We start from the raw sequence: 18,554 nt of genomic DNA on the forward strand, positions 1-18,554 counted from the left end.
CCCTCTTGCAATCGCACACGCAGGCGGTATCACACCAAACTGTCGGGCGTCCCCACTGCCTGGAACAACGTGCGGTCGGATAGCTTGGTCTGCAGCCCAATCAATATTTGCTCAAGCTCTACCCGGGCCTCTGCCTGGAGCCCCAGGCACATACCGATTCCGTCCGCATCCGTACTGAGTCGGGATGACATCGAGATCTTATAGTCGCCGGCACCTGCATTATCCATTTTATAGGCATGAAGATGCATTGAGTCGCCAATCAATGCCGGTGTTTCAAGATGGTCGAATTTAAATTCCTTGGTCATGTAGCTCAGCAGCTTGTCCTGGACCACCAACACCAGCTTCTTGTTGAGGTGTTCAAATGTCTGCACTTTGTGGTGCATTTGAACCAAGATGGTTTTTGCGGTCATTTTCCAGTTCATGCCGAAGGTTTTATTGGACTCTTCAGCACTGTCCGACCTGGAAATCCCTAGCGTTTCCAGCATTCTCTGGCGTTCTGGCCAGACCGTTCCGGTCGTATCGAGGGTCTGCAGCTCGATGCCAACGAAGTCCTTCACCTTTCCATCTTTTACCGACACCAAGAAGTAATCGACACTTCCCCCCGGGATCGACACTTCGGGGATGATGTGAAGCTCGTTCCCCGGTTCATGGGTCGTCAATAGATGAAAACAGTCGGTAAAAATCTGCCGGCGCTCGATTAGCCGGACAGGACAGATGATTACCGGTTCCGGCACTTTTCCGTACAGCACGCTGCACGTACCGATAGAAATGTCGGGGTTGGACTTCCTGACTTTGTAGCAACGCTTGTTGGTATAGGCGCAGCGTTGAGCGCCAATCACGCCTTGCCAGTCGACGGAGCGATTATGCGTACCCTTCCCGAACAACTCTATTATTTTGCTCATAACAGCGTATTGCACCTGTCTTTGGTCATCTCAAGATACTGCTCGGAGATATCTATCCCGATCGACTTCAAGCCTAAGCGTTGCGCCGCGACCATCGTTGTTCCCGTACCGCAGAAAGGGTCGATTGCAATACCGCCTGGTGGGCAGGTCGCCAATAAAGGTATACGGCACAGGTCGACCGGATAGGGGGCAAAGTGGGTTTCCCGGCCCTGCGAATCTTCCGGGAGAATGTCCCAGACGTCAGATGGTTTACTCCCCTTCGGGTGGTATTTAAGAAAGTAATAACCTTTATCCCTGAGTTCCTTCGCTCGTCCCGATACTTTTTCACTGTCGGAGTGCGTCGCTCTTTGCTGGCCACGAATGATCATCCGGAAGTCTGACACTTTACCGCAAGACAAATCTGCGAGGATGCTGGCCAGGGCGGCATGTGCGGATAATTTTTCTGCGTCGCTCAACGAGGTCGACAACTCGATCTGGCGCTTGTAACGCACGCCCGAAACGCCCGTGGCGGAAACTATCGAGCCATTCACCACTTTGGATTCTCTGGGCTTGGACCGGACGGCATCAGCATTGTAATAATAGTTTTTTGACTGCTTCACAAAGTGAAACAAGTTCTCATGAACATTGCCAAGCCGGTCTTTGGTGTTGTCCATGCCACCTTTCAGTTTGTTCCATATGATGCTGTTTCGAAGTATCCAGCCTTGATTGTCGGTAAGTTCGAAAACCACTCGCCAAGGAATCCCGAGCAGCCCCTTACCGCTATAAGAATCACCGAGATTGAGCCAGAACGACCCCGTCGACTTCAGCACGCGCTTGAGCTCCAGAAACACAGCGCAAAGATCTGCTACGAAATCCCGATAGTCTTTTTCCAGGCCTATCCCGCCGTTTTGATATTCCCGCTTCCCCCAGTACGGCGGCGACGTCATTGCAAAATCAACCGACTCGTCCGGCAGCGACTTCAATACGTCGAGGCAATCCCCGTTCAGAAGGAGGGGGCGTGTAGAAGATGACTGGCCGTACTTCAGAAGGGCAGAAGAAAAATCATTCTGGACGATGGTCGAAGGTTCAAACGCGTCTTTCTCCTGCGCAGAAAATAGTGCGGGGTCGTTAAGTTCTGTGTAGGTCATGAGGTGTCCAAACGGGAACGGCGGTAATGGCTACAGGATGGCCTTCTAACGCTGTCCTGATCAGACCCGGATGGTACAGAGCCTGAGGAAAGCCGGGCAAGCCAAACCGTACTGAAGGGACAGGCGTTGAGCCACGGGGTGTCGACTCCCAGGGCTCGGTCAATTCGGTCGCCTTGCGATGGCGCAGAGCGACCTCATCGGATCACCAAAGCTGCACCACTCACTTTCGCTTCGCCTTTAGCCCCGACCTTTCCTGCCAGCGACGAACGCAGATCGGTGCTGACATACACTTATTATTTTTATATACTATGATTTAACAAACTGACCAGTTAGTGATCAATCGTATGCCCGAATCAGATCTCCAGCGGCTTCACGCCAACGCCGATGCCGCCAGCAAGTTCCTTAAGGCTCTGGCCAATCCGGATCGCTTGATCCTGCTCTGCCAGCTATCCCAAGGCGAGCGCAATGTCGGCGATCTGGAGTCGCTGCTCGGGATACAACAACCGACGCTGTCTCAACAGCTGGCTGTGCTGCGCCGCGAAGGACTGGTGGATACCCGCCGAGACGGAAAGCAGGTGTTCTATCGCATTAGCAGTCCTGCGGCATTGGCAGTCATCCAAACCTTGTATCAACAATTTTGCGCTGGAGAAGCCTCATGAATATCGACTGGCTCAACTTCACTCCCTGGTCATCCCTTGCAGGCGGCGCATTGATTGGCTTGGCGGCCAGTCTTTTCGTCGTCGCCAACGGGCGTATCGCCGGCATCAGCGGTCTGATCGGCAGTCTTTTACAGCGGGGGAGCGAGGGGGCGGGTGAGAAGGCGCTTTTTCTCCTGGGCCTGCTCATCGCGCCGCTTCTATGGGGCTTGTTCGCCGCGCTGCCGCAGATTGAATTCCAAAGTGGCGGGTTCGGACTGATCGTCGCCGGTGTATTGGTGGGTATTGGCACACGCTACGGTTCAGGTTGCACCAGTGGCCATGGCGTGTGCGGCATATCGCGCCTTTCGCCGCGATCGATGGTCGCCACTGCCTGCTTCATGTTCAGCGGTTTCACTACTGTGTTTGTCCTACGTCATCTGCTGGGAGGTTGAACATGAACAAACTGACGGCATTCATTGCTGGCCTGCTGTTCGGCTTGGGGCTACTGCTGGCAGGGATGGCCAACCCGAGCAAAGTCCTGGCGTTCCTGGATTTAGCCGGTGCTTGGGACCCTTCCCTCGCGCTGGTCATGGTCGGGGCCATTGGCATAGCCATTGGCCCGCTGACCTGGGCGCGCCAACAATCCCGCTCGCTGCTGGGAAGGTCAATGCAACTGCCGACCAAGCGTGAATTGGACCCGCGCTTGATCGGCGGCAGCCTGCTGTTCGGTATCGGCTGGGGGATAGCAGGCATCTGTCCTGGCCCTGCGGTGGCAATTCTGCTGACAGGACGCTGGCAAGCAATCGTGTTCATGTTGGCCATGCTGGCCGGCATGTTGTTGTTTACTGCGCTGGAGACCCGGCGCAACCACTGATCGGGAGATCGTCATGAAAGCGAACCTTGGAACCATTGACCGTAGCCTGCGCATTGTCGCCGGCCTGGTTCTCATTGGCCTCAGTCTGATGGGCGTGATCGGCTGGTGGGGCTGGATCGGCCTAGTGCCACTGGCTACTGGTCTTTTCCGTTTCTGCCCTGTGTACAGGTTGCTGGGCATCAAAACCTGTAACCGTTGCTGAGCAAAAACCCATAGCGTTCACGTGCATGAGGCCATTGGCGCAGCCGATTTCGTGGCTATGCGCCAAGCACGGGACGCTGCGTTGGGCATGTGCGCGTTGACGCCAAAAGCTGGATCTATAAACGTACACACCGAGTGTTTTTGTTTAAATCTGCGTGGTGTCGTTTCAAAAGCTGTTTGAACAAGGAAATTTCAATGTCCGACCTGAACGATCCGCGCGTGTTCTTTGCCGCCGAGCGCACATTGCTGGCATGGAACCGAACCAGTCTTTCACTGATGGCATTTGGCTTTGTGATTGAACGATCCGGGCTACTGCTGCAGATGCTGAAACCGGACGTTCCGGGTTCTCCCGGAAAACACTTTTCGTTCTGGATCGGGCTGGCTTTTCTGATGCTGGGCTCATCGGTTGCCTGCTTGTCATCCTGGCAATACAAAAAGGTGATCAAGACCCTCAGGCCCGTTGAGATCCCCCTTGGCTACAGCATTAATGCCGGCCCTGGCATTAACGTCATTACTGCAATCCTGGGCGTTTTGCTCATGGTCTATTTGTTCATTATGTGAGCAAGGCGGGCCTGTCTGAGCTCACTTGGCTTCCCTGCGGGCCGAAAGCCGCGCAGCGCTCAACACACGTTGAAGTTCACTTGGACGCGGCTTGCAGGGTGTCTAGAGAATCCAGGGCGATTCACTATCCATGTTCGGAGCAGCCATCCGAGAACAACAAGTAAAACAGCGCTGCCCCCCGCTGTGGCAAGGATATTCAGTGCGAAATGCGTTAGCGTATCCATACCTTTCCCTGATATGAGTTACAAAAAAACCCCATCAGGAAACCTGAACGGGGCTAATTTTTCTGCGTCTTGCTGTCACCCTGCCGTCACCGCAAAATCAAGCATTCCGCAGAAAAGGCTGAAAGCCTTTAAATAGATGGTGTCCCAGGGCCGGTTCGAACGGCCAACCTTCCCCTTAGGAGGGGGATGCTCTATCCAATTGAGCTACTGGGACAAATGACAGTCATCAGGCCAAGGGCACTGCGACGGACGGCGTGCATGTTAACGGCCAAGGTGGTTTTTGTCATGTCGTCCGTAGGCTTTTTGAGTGTAAGCCAATGCTTGCGCCACTGATCACGGTTTCGCCCCGCAAATCCGGGCACCTGAGACTATCGTGCAAAATGCATTACACCAAAATGCCAGCATTGCAAATTGCAACCCGATCGACCTTTATATTAAACTCAAGTCATTGATTTTATTGAAATAAAACATTGGCACGGCATCTGCAATACTTCTCCCACAAAACCATTCGGCTGAACCCGCTGCGGAGAAGATGACGATGAACAGCACCCTTCTGTTAGCCCTCAATACCGTAGCCCTGGCCGCACTGGTGATGTTTCATTTTCAGTCGAGCTCCAGCGATGACACCGCGCAGATCCGCCAGCCCGTGCCGCATCATCTGCAACAACGCCCGCAATTGGCGGTGATGACGGCCAACCCGCAATCACCTGTGCGCCTTACCCAAAGCACTCAGGCCGCACCCGCCACTGAACACTGGGTTTTCTGAGGAAGCCTTCCATGTCCAAAATCGCCTGGCTGTTTTTGTGCCTGACCGTCGGGACTGCCGTGCTGGGTATGTCAACCTCGTCCCAAGACGCTCACACCACCACCCTCATCGCCAGCGCCGTGTTCGGCAGCCTCCTGCTGTTGACGCTGATCGTCGGCCGCCGAATCAAATTCGACCCCGTGCTGCGCTGATTCTCCGTGGCCCCTGCACCGACCTTATGTCGCCTCGCGCTAGTAAATCGGCAAATTGCCACTAGTCTTAAAAACAAGGGCAAAAGGCCATATTGCGATACGATATGCGACTCCAACCCTTTAGCAGCAACGGCTTGCGGGATGATGGACTGTGGCGATCGCCTGCAAAAAAGTTTTCCAACCAGCCCGCAAAAATGCAAATCAGTACTGGCATAAAGCCTTTAGGCAGTTCAATATTTGTCACAGAATTGACGCCAAGGAACCGGCAAAATTGAGGCATGATGCGGCCTCTTTGCAATTCAGGTTGAACTTTGGTCGTGAGCCTTGTCTTAACACTCATCTTGCGGCCAATTCCAATAACCGCTCCCCTGAACTAACCGGTTAAATATATGCGCCCATTGAAACAGGCAATTTATTCCAGCCGCACGGCTGACAAGTTCGTCGTACGTCTGCCAGACGGAATGCGGGAACGCATTGCCGAGGTGGCTCGCAATCATCACCGCAGCATGAACTCCGAAATCATCGCGCGCCTTGAGCAGAGCCTCATTCAGGAAGGCGCGTTGGGTGAAGAGTTAAGCATGCGCCTGGACAGCCCTGAGCTGTCACTGCACGAACGCGAACTGCTGCAGCGTTTTCGTCAGCTCTCCCACCGCCAGCAAAATGCCCTCGTTTCGCTTATTGCGCACGACGTTGAGGCGGCCGCAGAAGCCAATTGATCTGCCCCTGAAAGCCGAAGCCAGCCACGTGCTGGCTTTTTTTTGCGCGTAATTCGGGAAGGCAATACTGGGCGGGGGCTAGGCTGCCCCCGCCGCGAGGGGTCAGAGCAGGAAGATCGTCGCCAGGCCTAGGAAGATGAAGAAGCCGCCACTGTCGGTCATGGCGGTAATCATCACACTGGCACCCATGGCCGGGTCGCGCCCAAGGCGCACCAGGGTCATGGGGATCAGCACCCCCATCAGGGCCGCCAACAGCAGGTTAAGCGTCATGGCGGCGGTCATGACCACCCCCAGCGACCAGCTGCCGTACAGCAAGTAGGCCACGATCCCGATCACGCCGCCCCACACCACGCCATTGATCAGCCCCACCGCCAACTCCTTGCGCATCAGGCGCGAGGTGTTGCCGGTATTGACCTGGTCGAGCGCCATGGCGCGCACGATCATGGTAATGGTCTGGTTGCCGGAGTTACCGCCGATCCCGGCGACAATTGGCATCAACGCCGCCAGCGCCACCAGCTTCTCGATCGAGCCTTCGAACAGCCCGATCACCCGCGAAGCGATAAACGCGGTGATCAGGTTTACGGCCAACCACGCCCAGCGGTTACGCAGGGAGCGCCAGACCGACGCAAAAATATCTTCCTCTTCACGCAGACCCGCCATGTTGAGGACTTCGGTTTCACTTTCTTCACGGATCAGGTCGACCATTTCATCGATGGTCAGACGACCGATCAGCTTGCCGTTCTTGTCGACCACCGGGGCTGAGATCAAGTCGTAACGCTCGAATGCCTGGGCGGCATCGTAGGCGTCTTCATCCGGGTGGAAACTCACCGGATCGTTGGCCATCACGTCCACAACCTTCTTCTCGGGGTCGTTGACCAGCAGGCGTGTGATCGGCAATACGCCCTTGAGAATACCTTCGTAGTCGACCACGAACAATTTGTCGGTATGCCCTGGCAGCTCTTTCAGGCGACGCAGGTAACGCAGTACCACTTCCAGGCTGACGTCTTCGCGGATGGTGACCATCTCGAAGTCCATCAGCGCGCCGACCTGGTCCTCGTCATAGGACAGCGCGGAGCGCACACGCTCACGCTGCTGGCCATCGAGGGTTTCCATCAGCTCATGGACAACATCACGGGGCAGCTCGGGGGCCAGGTCAGCCAGTTCGTCGGCATCCATCTCCCGGGCCGCAGCCAGGAGCTCGTGATCATCCATGTCGGCGATCAGGGTTTCACGGACGGAGTCGGATACTTCGAGCAGGATGTCGCCGTCGCGGTCGGCCTTGACCAACTGCCAGAGGGTCAGTCGATCATCCAGCGGCAAGGCTTCAAGAATATAAGCGACGTCGGCGGAGTGCAGGTCATCGAGCTTGCGTTGCAACTCGACGAGGTTTTGCCGATGAACCAGGTTTTCGACGCGGTCGTGGTTCGGACCTTCCTGGCGGTGCGTGAGGTCTTCGACCAAGCGCTGGCGCTGCAACAGCTCGATAACTTGAGCCAGACGATCCTGCAGGCTTTCTTGTGTTTTCTTTACTTCTACTTCGGTCATAGGCGAACTCCACTCCCAGCAGCGGGGCACGCCGGAAGGATCAATCAGTCAATTCATGATTGGTAAAACGGGGTACTGAGTAACTACTGGGTAAGTCCATGGAGGTATTCCACAAGCCCCGGCGGGGCTGACGGGCGCAATGATACACCGCCCGCCGCTTTTAACGTCAAAAAACTGGTAAGAACAAGCGCTTGCGAGCCAAAGCTGAGGACTGGCCGCATCTATGAACTGCGACGCCGCCGCGCGAAAGGAAAACACATGAGGCGGGAGAAAAAGGCTAAATCCTACAAAACCCCCAGACGGCAAAAAGCCCGCACTCGGCGGGCTTTTTGTTTGTATGGTGCACTCGACAGGATTCGAACCTGTGACCGCTCGGTTCGTAGCCGAGTACTCTATCCAGCTGAGCTACGAGTGCAGATTGTGTTTTTAGACCAGATCACAACTGGTTGTAACAAAATCACCTGCATTACTGCAACTGACTCTTAAATGGTGCACTCGACAGGATTCGAACCTGTGACCGCTCGGTTCGTAGCCGAGTACTCTATCCAGCTGAGCTACGAGTGCATTTGTTGCCGCGCATTATAGGCCGTTCAATCTCTATGTAAAGCGATTTTTTCGAGTAATTTCAACAACTTACCGATAAATCCAGATTGCAACGTACTAAGCAAATAATGGCGGAGAACGGGGGATTCGAACCCCCGACACCCTTTTGAGGTGTACTCCCTTAGCAGGGGAGCGCCTTCGGCCACTCGGCCAGCTCTCCGCAACACGGGGCGTATATTAACCACGTTCTTCCCCGTTTGCAAACATAAAAAACGATAAAAATTAAAGGCTTGGTTCTTCGTCCTTCTCTTTCTTGATCCGCAGATAGATTTCCTCGCGATGGACCGCTACCTCTTTCGGAGCGTTAACCCCAATACGCACTTGATTGCCTTTGACGCCGAGCACGGTCACGGTGATTTCGCCATCACCAATAATCAGGCTTTCTGCGCAACGACGGGTCAGAATCAACATACCTTTCACCTCACGCACTTCAGTTCAGGAACAACAGTCTGCAAAAAAAGGCCTTCGACCTACGGCTCAACGGCCATAGCCCTACCGGCTAAGTATTGTCGAGCCCGTGCAAAACACACGCGCCCTACAAAAAAATGAAAGGCGCGGTAAACCGCGCCTTCCTGGCATTGCGTCACTCGCCCTGTCGGGCCGGAGCGTCCAGCTCAAAAGCGGTATGCAGCGCGCGTACAGCCAGTTCCAGGTACTTCTCTTCGATCACTACCGAGACTTTGATTTCCGACGTGGAGATCATCTGGATGTTGATGCTTTCCTTGGCCAGGGCCTCGAACATGCGGCTGGCAACGCCAGCATGGGAACGCATGCCCACGCCCACGATCGACACCTTGGCAATCTTGGTATCGCCGACCACTTCACGGGCGCCAATCCCGCTCGCGGTGTTCTGCAGGATACGCTCGGCCGCTTCGTACTCATTGCGATGAACGGTGAAGGTGAAATCGGTGGTGTTATCGTGCGAAACGTTCTGCACGATCATGTCGACTTCAATGTTCGCGCCGCTGATCGGGCCGAGGATCTTGAACGCAACGCCCGGGGTGTCTGGCACGCCACGGATCGTCAGCTTGGCTTCATCGCGGTTGAAAGCGATGCCGGAAATGATCGGCTGTTCCATGGATTCCTCTTCATCAATAGTAATGAGGGTGCCCGGACCCTCCTTGAAGCTGTGCAATACGCGCAGCGGAACGTTGTACTTGCCGGCGAATTCCACCGCGCGGATCTGCAACACCTTGGAACCGAGGCTGGCCATTTCCAGCATCTCTTCGAAGGTGATCTTGTCCAGGCGCTGGGCCACGGACACCACGCGCGGATCAGTGGTGTAGACGCCGTCCACATCGGTATAGATCTGGCATTCGTCAGCCTTGAGCGCGGCCGCCAGGGCCACACCGGTGGTATCCGAACCGCCACGCCCGAGGGTGGTGATATTGCCGCGCTCGTCAACGCCCTGGAAACCGGCGACAACTACCACACGACCGGCCTTCAGATCAGCGCGAATCTTCTGATCATCGATCTGCAGGATACGCGCCTTGGTGTGCGCGCTGTCGGTGAGGATACGCACCTGACTGCCAGTGTAGGACACCGCCGGCACACCGCGCTTGTTCAGCGCCATGGCCAGCAGGCCAATGGTCACCTGCTCGCCGGTGGACACGATCACATCCAGCTCACGCGCCAGCGGTTGTTGATCGCCGCTGATGGCCTTGGCCAGTTCGATCAGGCGATTGGTCTCGCCGCTCATGGCCGACAGCACCACCACCAGATCATCGCCGGCGTCGCGGAACTTCTTAACCTTGTCGGCGACCTGCTCGATTCTTTCGACAGAGCCGACCGAGGTGCCTCCAAATTTCTGTACGATCAAAGCCATTTCTAAGCCGCCTCAGCCCGTAAAGGGGCGCCCAATAAACCAATCTTCCAGCAACCGAGCGAGCCCGCGACTAGACCACGGGCTCATTCACAGCGCCTTAAATGCCTGCCTCGACAAACGGCACGGTCAGGGCCAGGGCCGCGTCCAGGGCACCGGCGTCTACACCACCGCCTTGTGCCATGTCCGGACGACCACCGCCCTTCCCGCCCACTGCCGCAGCGGCTTGCTTCATCAAATCACCGGCCTTGAGTTGGCCAGTCAGGTCTTTGGTTACACCGGCAACCAGAACGACCTTATCCTCATGGACACTGCCGAGCAGGATCACTGCGCGGCCGAGCTTGTTCTTCAACTGTTCGACCAAGGCCAACAACGCCTTGCCGTCCTGGCCGTCCAGACGTACCGCAAGGACTTTCACGCCCTTGACGTCCTGCGCAGAAGCCGACAGGTCGTCGCCTGCCGCGCTGGCCGCCTTGGCTTGCAACTGTTCCAGCTGTTTCTCCAGCGCACGGTTGCGCTCCAGCACGGCGGACAGTTTGTCGATCAGATTGTCACGGCTGCCCTTGACCAGGCTGGCCGCTTCCTTGAGTTGTTCTTCGCCCGCATTGAGGTAGGCCAGGGCCGCAGCGCCGGTCACCGCCTCAATACGACGCACACCGGACGCCACACCGCCTTCGCTGATGATTTTCAGCAGGCCGATGTCGCCGGTACGGTTGGCGTGGATACCGCCGCACAGTTCCACCGAGAAGTTGCCGCCCATGCTCAGGACGCGCACGTTGTCGCCGTACTTCTCGCCGAACAGCGCCATGGCGCCTTTGGCCTTGGCGGTCTCGATGTCGGTTTCCTCGGTTTCCACCGGGGTGTTCTTACGCACTTGGGCGTTGACGATATCTTCCAAGGCCTTGATCTGCGCAGGCTTGATCGCTTCGAAGTGGCTGAAGTCGAAACGCAGGCGCTGGCTGTCGACCAACGAACCCTTCTGCTGGACGTGCTCGCCCAACACCTGGCGCAGTGCAGCGTGCAGCAAGTGGGTGGCCGAGTGGTTCAGCGCAGTGGCGTGGCGCACGTCGGCGTCCACTTGGGTTTCCACCGGCGAACCGACGGTCAGGCTGCCCGACGCCAGCACGCCGTGGTGCAGGAACGCACCGCCGGTCTTGGTGGTATCGCGTACATCAAAACGACCGGAAGTAGCCTTGAGGAAACCGCAGTCGCCAATCTGCCCACCGGATTCGGCGTAGAACGGCGTCTGGTCCAGAACCACCACGCCGTCATCGCCTTCACTCAGGACGTCGACCGACTGGCCGTCTTTATACAGGGCGATCACTTTGGCCGAACCGTGGGTGGCCTTGTAGCCGGTGAACTCGGTGGCCACGTCAACCTTGACCAGGCTGTTGTAGTCCATGCCGAAGGAGCTGGCGGAACGTGCGCGTACACGCTGGGCTTCCATCTCGCGCTCGAAACCTTCCTCGTCGAGGGTCAGGTTGCGCTCACGGGCGATGTCGCCGGTCAGGTCCATCGGGAAACCGTAGGTATCGTAGAGTTTGAACACCACGTCGCCCGGCACCACGCTGCCCTGCAGGCCGGCGAGGTCTTGCTCGAGGATCTTCAGACCCTGTTCCAGGGTCTTGGCGAACTGCTCTTCTTCAGCCTTGAGCACGCGCTCGATGTGCGCCTGGTTCTGGGTGAGTTCCGGGAAGGCCTCGCCCATTTCGGCGACCAACGCCGCGACGATCTGGTAGAAGAAGCTGCCGTTGGCGCCCAGCTTGTTACCGTGGCGGCAGGCGCGACGGATGATACGGCGCAGCACGTAGCCACGGCCTTCATTCGACGGCAGCACGCCGTCGGCAATCAGGAAACCGCAGGAACGGATGTGGTCAGCCACCACTTTGAGCGATGCCTGCTCTTCATTGGCGCAACCGATGGCCTTGGCGGCAGCGGCCAGCAGGCTCTGGAACAGGTCGATTTCGTAGTTGGAGTGAACGTGCTGCATCACCGCACTGATCCGCTCCAAGCCCATGCCGGTGTCCACCGACGGCGCCGGCAGCGGATGCAGCACGCCATCGGCGGTGCGGTTGAACTGCATGAACACGTTGTTCCAGATCTCGATGTAACGGTCGCCGTCTTCTTCTGGCGAACCCGGTGGGCCGCCCCAGATATCGGCGCCGTGATCGTAGAAAATCTCGGTACAAGGGCCGCACGGGCCGGTATCGCCCATGGTCCAGAAGTTGTCGGAGGCGTAAGGCGCGCCCTTGTTGTCGCCGATACGCACCATGCGCTCAGGCGGCACACCGACTTGCTGGGTCCAGATGTCGTAGGCCTCGTCATCGCTGGCGTAGACGGTGACCCAGAGCTTTTCCTTCGGCAGTTTCAGCACGCCAGTGAGGAAGGTCCAGGCGAAGGTGATCGCATCTTGCTTGAAATAGTCGCCAAAGCTGAAGTTGCCGAGCATTTCGAAAAACGTGTGGTGACGGGCGGTGTAGCCGACGTTTTCCAGGTCGTTGTGCTTGCCACCGGCGCGCACGCATTTCTGGCTGCTGACCGCGCGGGTGTAGGCGCGCTTTTCCTGGCCCAGGAAGCAGTCCTTGAACTGGTTCATCCCCGCGTTAGTGAACAGCAGGGTAGGGTCATTGCCTGGGATCAAGGAGCTGGAGGCGACACGGGTGTGACCTTGCTCTTCGAAGAAGCGAAGGAAGGCTTCACGGATTTCTGCGCTTTTCATTAGGTTCTTCCACGGAGTCTGAGGCCAAAGGCCAGTGCGCAACATCATCAGACGGAGCGACGGCAAAGGGCCGCATTATATCGGCCCTTTGCCGGTGGTACAGCGTGTTTATGTGATAGAAACAGTCAATTAGACAGTCTGCACTGTCATTTCCGAGAAAACTCGACGAATGCCTGCACCACGTGCTCGATCTGCGCCCGGCTCACGTCCAGGTGCGTGACCATGCGCAGACGCGGCGCAGCGCTCAACTTGATGCCGCGCTCGGCGGCAAATACCTTCAAGGCCTGCGCCTGGTCGCCAAGCTGTACATAGACCATGTTGGTCTGCACCGGCTCCACCGTATAACCGGCCTTGCGCAGTTCATCCCCCAGCCATTGGGCGTTGGCGTGGTCGTCGGCCAGGCGCTGCACTTGATGGTCCAGGGCATACAGCCCGGCCGCCGCCAGGGAACCGGCCTGGCGCATACCGCCGCCGACCATCTTGCGCAGGCGCCGCGCCTTGGCGATCAACGCCGTGGAACCGCACAACACCGAACCAATCGGCGCGCCCAGGCCCTTGGACAGGCACACCGACACCGAATCGAAATGCCGGGTAATCTCCCGCGCGTCCACGTCGAGCTTGACCGCCGCGTTGTAGAGCCGTGCGCCGTCAAGATGCAGGGCCAGCCCATGCTCACGGGTAAACGCACGCGCCTTGGCCAGGTATTCCAGCGGCAACACCTTGCCCTGCATGGTGTTCTCCAACGCCAGCAGGCGGGTGCGGGCGAAGTGGAAATCATCGGGTTTGATCGCTTCGAGCACTTGATCCAAATCGAGGCAACCGTCCGCCTGCACCTCCAACGGTTGCGGCTGGATCGAACCCAGCACGGCCGCGCCGCCGCCTTCGTACTTATAAGTGTGGGCCTGCTGACCGACGATGTATTCCTCGCCACGCTCACAGTGGGCCATCAACGCCAGCAGGTTGCTCATGGTGCCGGTGGGCACGAACAACGCCGCAGCGAACCCCAGGCGCTTGGCCAGTTCGGCCTCCAGGCGGTTGACGCTGGGGTCTTCGCCATACACGTCATCGCCGCTGACGGCGCAGGCCATCGCATCGAGCATGCCGGGGGTGGGTTGGGTCACGGTGTCGCTGCGCAGGTCTATCACGGTCATCAAACTGGCCTCTGACGGGTTGGGCGTTTTTTCGTACTGACGATTACTGCGGGTAAAGCGACGGAATATCAAGTCCCATGCAGCGTCAATCGAATATCGATCGAACAAACCGATATAGGCTATCGATACGGCAATCGTGCAGTTTCTGAAAAACCATGTTAAAAACTCTCCGCCGCCAGGGTTCTGGCGGCAACGTTCTCAGGGCGGGGTGCAATTCCCCACCGGCGGTAATTGCGCGCAATGTGCATAGCCCGCGAGCGCTTGGCGCCTCGAACTGCTCCGGCAGGACGGCGACAAGGTCAGCAGACCCGGTGTGATCCCGGGGCCGACGGTCATAGTCCGGATGAAGAGAGAACGGGATTGGCGCCAAAGGGCCGCGCGCGGAGTTCATGCTTGCATGACCCAGCGGGTCGTACCCTTAAATCCCATTCGATTCATAACGCCCTGTTTTTTTCTTAAACAGGAGTCAGAACATGCAACCCACCGCAATCGACAGCAAAAGCAAAAACCACCACGGCGAGCGCGTCGCGTTTATCCAGGCCTGCTGGCACAAGGATATTGTCGACCAATCGCGCAAAGGCTTCCTCAGCGAAATGATCGCCCTGGGTTACCAGGAATCGGACATCGATTTCTTCGAAGTCGGTGGCGCCTTTGAAATGCCCCTGCACGCCAAGCTGCTGGCCAAGACCGGCCGTTACGCCGGCATCGTTGCCGCGGCCCTGGTGGTGGACGGCGGCATCTACCGTCACGAGTTCGTGGCCCAATCGGTGGTCAGCGGCCTGATGCAGGTTCAGCTGGAAACCGAAGTGCCGGTGTTCTCGGTGTCCCTGACCCCGCACCACTTCCACGCGGGCAGCGAGCACCACGCGTTTTTCCATGATCACTTCGTACACAAAGGCCAGGAAGCGGCACGCACCTGCGCCGACACCCTGCACAAGGTACGTGCGATCCGCCGCAGCGAGCCGCGTGCTGTAGCGGTTTAAGCAACACTGCAAAACAAAATGTGGGAGGGGGCTTGCCCCCGATTGCAGTGTAACAGTCAGAAATTTTTTAACTGACAGACCGCTATCGGGGGCAAGCCCCCTCCCACATTTGAATCCGGTTAAGGCTGAGATCTACGCCAGCCCGGCGTCGGTGATCGGCACGATCAATATCCCTGCCCGCAAGCCATTCTTAACCTTCGGGTTGGGGAAGATGATGCGCGCACCCTCCTCCTCGATCACCCAACGGGTCTTGGCGACGTCTTCGGCCAGCAGATAACCCTTTTCCAATTCCGAAAAGTTTTCTACATCCGCCGGCAAGTGCAGCAGGAAAGCATCGCTGTGCTTGATGACTTCCCGCGACACGGCGAACAGTTTCAACCCCTCCAGGCTGTCAGTCTCAGGCTCGGTGCCTTCGATGATCTGCTTGAGGCGCAGCTCCAGGCGGGAAACATTCACGCCCTGGTTCTGCCCGAACGGCCGCGCCTTGCCCAGTTCCAGGGTGAAGGCCTCGGCCTCCAACTGCTCGTAGGTAAACGCGGTGAAAGTGATCGAACTCTTGTTCTGCAGCAACACCGCTTCCATGCCGGCAGCGTTCAGGCGGGCCAGTTCGTGGCGTGAATGCTGGCGCCCGTCCTTCCACGGGTAGAGCGCAAACTGCTCGACCTTCGAGCCGCGAATGGCGGTGTGCAGGTCGTAATGCAGGCGCGCACGGCCAGGCAGGCTGAAGAAGCTGCGAGCCAATTGTTCCAGCTCGGCGGCGCGCATGGCTTCAGGGCCGATGTTTTTTTCGTGACGACCGTTGAACAGCCGGTTGACGTCCAGTTCGAGGAAACGCTCGCCGCGACGCATGGCCTCGGGGTTGCCGAACAGGAACAGAATACGGGTGCGGGGCTTGATCTCCCCACGGGCGATGCCATGCAACAGGCGGTCGAGCAGTTCGATCGGCGCGGTTTCGTTGCCATGGATGCCGGACGACAGCAGCACGTCGCTGCCGTTGTCCCGCGCTTGCGGCGGGCGCACTTCGAGCGCGCCTTCGCTGAGCCAGCGCATCTGCACGCCGTCGACAGTCAGTTGAATTTTTTGCGCCGGTTCACGACCGGCGAGCGTCAGTTCAAGGAGTTTGCCGAGGGCGAGCATAAGCAGCTTCCTTAGTGGTTGCAGCCTGGGCCGTGGACGTGATCGTCGTCGTCACCCTCAACCTCGGCCGGTTCCATTTCGAGTTGCAGGCTCATCAGGTTGGTGGCCAGTGGGCGCATCAGCAGGTTGGCGTACTCGGCGTCGCCTTCTTCCACATCCACACCGATCAGCAGTTGGCCACGGCCGTCGTGCTGAATCCAGACTTCCTTGCCCTGCCAGATCACGGCAACGCGGGTGCAGGAGGTTTCCAGTTGGGTGCCGTCGGTGTCTTCAAGGATCAGTTGCAGGGTATCGGTGCTCATAAATAGCTCTCAGCCGTGTGGCATTAATTGATCTGAAAAGGATATACCGCGCCCAGTTTAAGGATTTGCGTCAGTTCATCCAATGCCGTCCGGCACTCAACCAGCAATTGCGGGTCAGCCAGATCGCTTTCGCGCAGGCTGTCGCGGTAGTGCTTGTCGACCCACTGGGTCAGCGTCTCATACAACGGCGCGGTCATGATAACCCCAGGGTTCACCGCCGCCAGCTCGGTTTCGTTCAACGCCACGCGCAAACGCAGGCACGCCGGGCCACCGCCGTTCTGCATGCTTTGCTTGAGGTCGAAGACCTTGACTTCGCGGATCAAACCACCGGCAGCGGTGAGGCCCTGCAGATACTGCCAGACGCGCGTGTTGGCGCGGCACTCTTCCGGCACGATCAGCAGCATCGAGCCGTCGGCGCGGGTCAGCAATTGGCTGTTGAACAGGTAGGAACGCACGGCGTCTTCGACGCTGACCTGGGCACGCGGCACACACACCGACTGGAAGTTACCGCCCAACTTGCCCAACTTGGCCTGCAGCTCGCCAAGCATCTGCTCGGTGTTGAGGAACGCGTCCTCGTGATAGAACAGCACTTCGCCATTGCCCACCGCGATCACGTCGTTATGGAACACGCCGGCATCGATCACCGCCGGGTTCTGCTGGGCGAAGACCACGCCGTCATCATTCAGGCCGTGCAGGCGGGCGACGGCTTGGGACGCTTCGAGGGTCTGGCGCGCCGGGTACTTCTGCGGCGCCGGGTAACGGGTGTCGAACGCGCTGCGGCCGAACACGAAAAACTCGACGCCCGCCTCGCCATAGTCACGGCAGAAACGTGTGTGGTTGGCCGCACCTTCGTCGCCGAACTGCGCCACCGCCGGCAACGCGGCGTGGTGGGCGAAGTGTTTCGCATCGGCAAACATCGCCCCCAGCACGCGGCTGGTAGTCGGGTGTTCGATGCTGCGGTGGTATTTGCAGTTGAGGTTGGCGGCGGTGAAATGCACGCGGCCATCCGCCGTGTCGGCGCTCGGGCTGACGGTGGCGGCGTTGGCTACCCACATGCTCGACGCGGAGCAACTGGCGACCAGCAGCGGCATGGCCTGCTTGGCCGCTTGCTGGATGACCTGGGCATCGCTGCCGCTGAAGCCGAGGTTGCGCAAAGTGGCCACGTCCGGACGTTCCTGCGGTGCGAGCACGCCTTGCACAAAGCCCATGTCCATCAGCGCTTTCATTTTTTGCAGGCCCTGCAACGCCGCTTCCTTCGGGTTAGACGCCTGCTGGCTGTTGCTCTGGGACGCGACGTTGCCGTAGGACAAACCGCCGTAGTTATGGGTCGGCCCCACTAGACCGTCAAAATTGACTTCATAGGATTTCATCGGCGAGGCTCCACGAACATCTGTTTTTATAGGCAATCTTCAACACACCACGGGTCAACATGTGGGAGGGGGCTTGCCCCCGATAGCGGTGGATCAGTCACCTGATTCATCAACTGGCAGACTGCTATCGGGGGCAAGTCGAATCGTCGCACCGCCCCTCCCACATTTAGGCCAGCGTTACGCCTGGGGTCAATGTGGCTGGCAGCACCAGGCTCGGGGTCTCCAGCGACGCCACCGGGTACGCACAATAATCCGCCGCGTAATAGGCGCTGGCGCGATGGTTGCCCGATGCCCCGACACCGCCGAACGGCGCGGTACTGGCGGCGCCGGTCAATTGCTTGTTCCAGTTGACGATCCCGGCGCGGCTTTCCAGCCAGAACTGCTGGTAACGCGCTTCGGAATCGGACAACAAACCGGCGGCCAGGCCGTACTGGGTGTTGTTGGCTTCGGCAATCGCCGCTGCGAAATCAGCGTAGCGGATCACCTGCAACAGCGGGCCGAACAGCTCTTCGTCGGCACGTTCGCTCACTTCGGTGACGTCAATGATGCCCGGCGTCAGCAACGCAGCCTGATCCTGCGGTTGGGTCATTTCCAGCAGCGCCACGGCGCCGTTGGCCAACAGCAATTCCTGGGCGTCCATCAAGGCTTTCGCCGCTGCCAGGGAAATCACCGAGCCCATGAACGGCGCCGGTTGCTGGTCGAACGCGCCGACGGCAATCGTC

20 protein-coding genes, 4 tRNA genes and 1 riboswitch are annotated in these 18,554 nt (G+C 58.2%); of the genes, 9 read left to right on the plus strand and 15 right to left on the minus strand.

All coding sequences use genetic code 11. The annotated features are described in order from the left end of the window. Positions 1 to 29: 29 nt before the first annotated feature. Together L9Z73_RS01840 and L9Z73_RS01845 are read right to left on the minus strand one after the other, a co-directional pair. Positions 30 to 902 carry a NotI family restriction endonuclease gene (locus L9Z73_RS01840; RefSeq protein ID WP_017849182.1) on the minus strand — a complete coding sequence of 291 codons (873 nt, stop codon included), beginning with the start codon at positions 900 to 902 and terminating at the stop codon, positions 30 to 32. After that, positions 899 to 2,029, minus strand: a complete 1,131-nt coding sequence (locus tag L9Z73_RS01845; RefSeq protein ID WP_247395932.1) for a DNA-methyltransferase — start codon at positions 2,027 to 2,029, stop codon at positions 899 to 901. The genes L9Z73_RS01840 and L9Z73_RS01845 overlap by 4 nt, the downstream gene beginning before the upstream one ends. Positions 2,030 to 2,373: 344 nt before the next feature. On the opposite strand from L9Z73_RS01845, the gene L9Z73_RS01850 reads away from it, so the two are divergent. From L9Z73_RS01850 to L9Z73_RS01870, 5 genes are all read left to right on the plus strand, one after another. After that, positions 2,374 to 2,688: an ArsR/SmtB family transcription factor gene (locus tag L9Z73_RS01850; RefSeq protein WP_247395934.1), complete on the plus strand. Its 315-nt coding sequence runs from the start codon at positions 2,374 to 2,376 to the stop codon at positions 2,686 to 2,688. Further along, entirely contained in the window at positions 2,685 to 3,119 is a 435-nt protein-coding gene (locus L9Z73_RS01855; protein ID WP_247395935.1) for a YeeE/YedE family protein, read from the plus strand. Before L9Z73_RS01850 ends, L9Z73_RS01855 begins: the two co-directional genes overlap by 4 nt. A gap of 2 nt (positions 3,120 to 3,121) precedes the next feature. Then, complete coding sequence (locus tag L9Z73_RS01860; RefSeq protein WP_247395936.1) at positions 3,122 to 3,541, plus strand: DUF6691 family protein; 420 nt, start codon at positions 3,122 to 3,124, stop codon at positions 3,539 to 3,541. A 13-nt stretch (positions 3,542 to 3,554) separates the two neighbouring features. Then, positions 3,555 to 3,743 carry a YgaP family membrane protein gene (locus L9Z73_RS01865; RefSeq protein ID WP_247395937.1) on the plus strand — a complete coding sequence of 63 codons (189 nt, stop codon included), beginning with the start codon at positions 3,555 to 3,557 and terminating at the stop codon, positions 3,741 to 3,743. A 194-nt stretch (positions 3,744 to 3,937) separates the two neighbouring features. After that, positions 3,938 to 4,303 (plus strand): YidH family protein, encoded by a 366-nt coding sequence (locus tag L9Z73_RS01870; RefSeq protein ID WP_247395938.1) that lies wholly within the window; start codon positions 3,938 to 3,940, stop codon positions 4,301 to 4,303. Positions 4,304 to 4,664: 361 nt separating this feature from the next. On the opposite strand, the gene L9Z73_RS01875 is transcribed toward L9Z73_RS01870, so the two are convergent. Continuing rightward, positions 4,665 to 4,741: transfer RNA gene (locus L9Z73_RS01875), tRNA-Arg, on the minus strand. A 324-nt stretch (positions 4,742 to 5,065) separates the two neighbouring features. Here L9Z73_RS01875 and L9Z73_RS01880 point away from each other — a divergent pair. The 3 genes from L9Z73_RS01880 to L9Z73_RS01890 all read left to right on the plus strand — a co-directional run bounded on the left by L9Z73_RS01880 (position 5,066) and on the right by L9Z73_RS01890 (position 6,200). Further along, positions 5,066 to 5,293 carry a hypothetical protein gene (locus L9Z73_RS01880; protein WP_247395939.1) on the plus strand — a complete coding sequence of 76 codons (228 nt, stop codon included), beginning with the start codon at positions 5,066 to 5,068 and terminating at the stop codon, positions 5,291 to 5,293. An 11-nt stretch (positions 5,294 to 5,304) separates the two neighbouring features. Further along, entirely contained in the window at positions 5,305 to 5,484 is a 180-nt protein-coding gene (locus L9Z73_RS01885; protein WP_247395940.1) for a PA3371 family protein, read from the plus strand. A gap of 389 nt (positions 5,485 to 5,873) precedes the next feature. Next, positions 5,874 to 6,200: an Arc family DNA-binding protein gene (locus tag L9Z73_RS01890; protein WP_003193592.1), complete on the plus strand. Its 327-nt coding sequence runs from the start codon at positions 5,874 to 5,876 to the stop codon at positions 6,198 to 6,200. A 102-nt stretch (positions 6,201 to 6,302) separates the two neighbouring features. On the opposite strand, the gene mgtE is transcribed toward L9Z73_RS01890, so the two are convergent. The 8 genes from mgtE to ltaE all read right to left on the minus strand — a co-directional run bounded on the left by mgtE (position 6,303) and on the right by ltaE (position 14,040). Continuing rightward, complete coding sequence (mgtE, locus tag L9Z73_RS01895) at positions 6,303 to 7,745, minus strand: magnesium transporter (RefSeq protein WP_247395941.1); 1,443 nt, start codon at positions 7,743 to 7,745, stop codon at positions 6,303 to 6,305. Between the two features lie 338 nt (positions 7,746 to 8,083). After that, positions 8,084 to 8,160, minus strand: a tRNA-Arg gene (locus L9Z73_RS01900). A 72-nt stretch (positions 8,161 to 8,232) separates the two neighbouring features. Next, positions 8,233 to 8,309: transfer RNA gene (locus tag L9Z73_RS01905), tRNA-Arg, on the minus strand. 108 nt (positions 8,310 to 8,417) lie between these two features. Further along, positions 8,418 to 8,508 (minus strand) — tRNA-Ser (locus L9Z73_RS01910). A gap of 62 nt (positions 8,509 to 8,570) precedes the next feature. Then, a complete protein-coding gene (csrA, locus tag L9Z73_RS01915) occupies positions 8,571 to 8,759 on the minus strand; it encodes a carbon storage regulator CsrA (RefSeq protein ID WP_003175645.1) in 189 nt (62 codons plus the stop codon). A 172-nt stretch (positions 8,760 to 8,931) separates the two neighbouring features. Continuing rightward, positions 8,932 to 10,173: an aspartate kinase gene (locus L9Z73_RS01920; protein WP_247395942.1), complete on the minus strand. Its 1,242-nt coding sequence runs from the start codon at positions 10,171 to 10,173 to the stop codon at positions 8,932 to 8,934. A gap of 97 nt (positions 10,174 to 10,270) precedes the next feature. After that, positions 10,271 to 12,889: an alanine--tRNA ligase gene (gene alaS, locus L9Z73_RS01925; protein WP_247395944.1), complete on the minus strand. Its 2,619-nt coding sequence runs from the start codon at positions 12,887 to 12,889 to the stop codon at positions 10,271 to 10,273. Between the two features lie 146 nt (positions 12,890 to 13,035). Further along, positions 13,036 to 14,040 carry a low-specificity L-threonine aldolase gene (ltaE, locus tag L9Z73_RS01930; protein ID WP_247395946.1) on the minus strand — a complete coding sequence of 335 codons (1,005 nt, stop codon included), beginning with the start codon at positions 14,038 to 14,040 and terminating at the stop codon, positions 13,036 to 13,038. Between the two features lie 190 nt (positions 14,041 to 14,230). Continuing rightward, a riboswitch (FMN riboswitch) is annotated at positions 14,231 to 14,400 on the plus strand. A 113-nt stretch (positions 14,401 to 14,513) separates the two neighbouring features. Between ltaE and L9Z73_RS01935 the strand changes: the two genes are divergently transcribed. Next, positions 14,514 to 15,023, plus strand: coding sequence for a 6,7-dimethyl-8-ribityllumazine synthase (locus tag L9Z73_RS01935; RefSeq protein WP_017849205.1), 510 nt, complete (start codon positions 14,514 to 14,516; stop codon positions 15,021 to 15,023). 132 nt (positions 15,024 to 15,155) lie between these two features. Here the strand turns inward: L9Z73_RS01935 and astE are convergent, their stop codons facing one another. The 4 genes from astE to L9Z73_RS01955 form a co-directional block, all read right to left on the minus strand. Continuing rightward, positions 15,156 to 16,160, minus strand: coding sequence for a succinylglutamate desuccinylase (gene astE / locus L9Z73_RS01940; protein WP_247395949.1), 1,005 nt, complete (start codon positions 16,158 to 16,160; stop codon positions 15,156 to 15,158). Positions 16,161 to 16,171: 11 nt separating this feature from the next. Further along, a complete protein-coding gene (locus L9Z73_RS01945) occupies positions 16,172 to 16,462 on the minus strand; it encodes a topoisomerase II (RefSeq protein ID WP_247395951.1) in 291 nt (96 codons plus the stop codon). Positions 16,463 to 16,485: 23 nt separating this feature from the next. Next, positions 16,486 to 17,832 (minus strand): N-succinylarginine dihydrolase, encoded by a 1,347-nt coding sequence (gene astB / locus L9Z73_RS01950; RefSeq protein ID WP_247395953.1) that lies wholly within the window; start codon positions 17,830 to 17,832, stop codon positions 16,486 to 16,488. 166 nt (positions 17,833 to 17,998) lie between these two features. Next, positions 17,999 to 18,554 (minus strand): aldehyde dehydrogenase family protein (locus tag L9Z73_RS01955; RefSeq protein WP_247395955.1); only part of this gene is annotated, 556 nt, incomplete at its 5' end.

The sequence above is a fragment of the Pseudomonas emilianonis genome, from assembly GCF_023072625.1.
In the GTDB taxonomy this organism is placed as follows: domain Bacteria; phylum Pseudomonadota; class Gammaproteobacteria; order Pseudomonadales; family Pseudomonadaceae; genus Aquipseudomonas; species Aquipseudomonas paraveronii.

Coding starts and splice junctions, on each gene's coding strand:
- L9Z73_RS01840 (WP_017849182.1), bottom strand. CDS start 902: ATGAGCAAAATAATAGAGTTGTTCGGGAAGGGTACGCATAATCGCTCC.
- L9Z73_RS01845 (WP_247395932.1), bottom strand. CDS start 2,029: ATGACCTACACAGAACTTAACGACCCCGCACTATTTTCTGCGCAGGAG.
- L9Z73_RS01850 (WP_247395934.1), top strand. CDS start 2,374: ATGCCCGAATCAGATCTCCAGCGGCTTCACGCCAACGCCGATGCCGCC.
- L9Z73_RS01855 (WP_247395935.1), top strand. CDS start 2,685: ATGAATATCGACTGGCTCAACTTCACTCCCTGGTCATCCCTTGCAGGC.
- L9Z73_RS01860 (WP_247395936.1), top strand. CDS start 3,122: ATGAACAAACTGACGGCATTCATTGCTGGCCTGCTGTTCGGCTTGGGG.
- L9Z73_RS01865 (WP_247395937.1), top strand. CDS start 3,555: ATGAAAGCGAACCTTGGAACCATTGACCGTAGCCTGCGCATTGTCGCC.
- L9Z73_RS01870 (WP_247395938.1), top strand. CDS start 3,938: ATGTCCGACCTGAACGATCCGCGCGTGTTCTTTGCCGCCGAGCGCACA.
- L9Z73_RS01880 (WP_247395939.1), top strand. CDS start 5,066: ATGAACAGCACCCTTCTGTTAGCCCTCAATACCGTAGCCCTGGCCGCA.
- L9Z73_RS01885 (WP_247395940.1), top strand. CDS start 5,305: ATGTCCAAAATCGCCTGGCTGTTTTTGTGCCTGACCGTCGGGACTGCC.
- L9Z73_RS01890 (WP_003193592.1), top strand. CDS start 5,874: ATGCGCCCATTGAAACAGGCAATTTATTCCAGCCGCACGGCTGACAAG.
- mgtE (WP_247395941.1), bottom strand. CDS start 7,745: ATGACCGAAGTAGAAGTAAAGAAAACACAAGAAAGCCTGCAGGATCGT.
- csrA (WP_003175645.1), bottom strand. CDS start 8,759: ATGTTGATTCTGACCCGTCGTTGCGCAGAAAGCCTGATTATTGGTGAT.
- L9Z73_RS01920 (WP_247395942.1), bottom strand. CDS start 10,173: ATGGCTTTGATCGTACAGAAATTTGGAGGCACCTCGGTCGGCTCTGTC.
- alaS (WP_247395944.1), bottom strand. CDS start 12,889: ATGAAAAGCGCAGAAATCCGTGAAGCCTTCCTTCGCTTCTTCGAAGAG.
- ltaE (WP_247395946.1), bottom strand. CDS start 14,040: ATGACCGTGATAGACCTGCGCAGCGACACCGTGACCCAACCCACCCCC.
- L9Z73_RS01935 (WP_017849205.1), top strand. CDS start 14,514: ATGCAACCCACCGCAATCGACAGCAAAAGCAAAAACCACCACGGCGAG.
- astE (WP_247395949.1), bottom strand. CDS start 16,160: ATGCTCGCCCTCGGCAAACTCCTTGAACTGACGCTCGCCGGTCGTGAA.
- L9Z73_RS01945 (WP_247395951.1), bottom strand. CDS start 16,462: ATGAGCACCGATACCCTGCAACTGATCCTTGAAGACACCGACGGCACC.
- astB (WP_247395953.1), bottom strand. CDS start 17,832: ATGAAATCCTATGAAGTCAATTTTGACGGTCTAGTGGGGCCGACCCAT.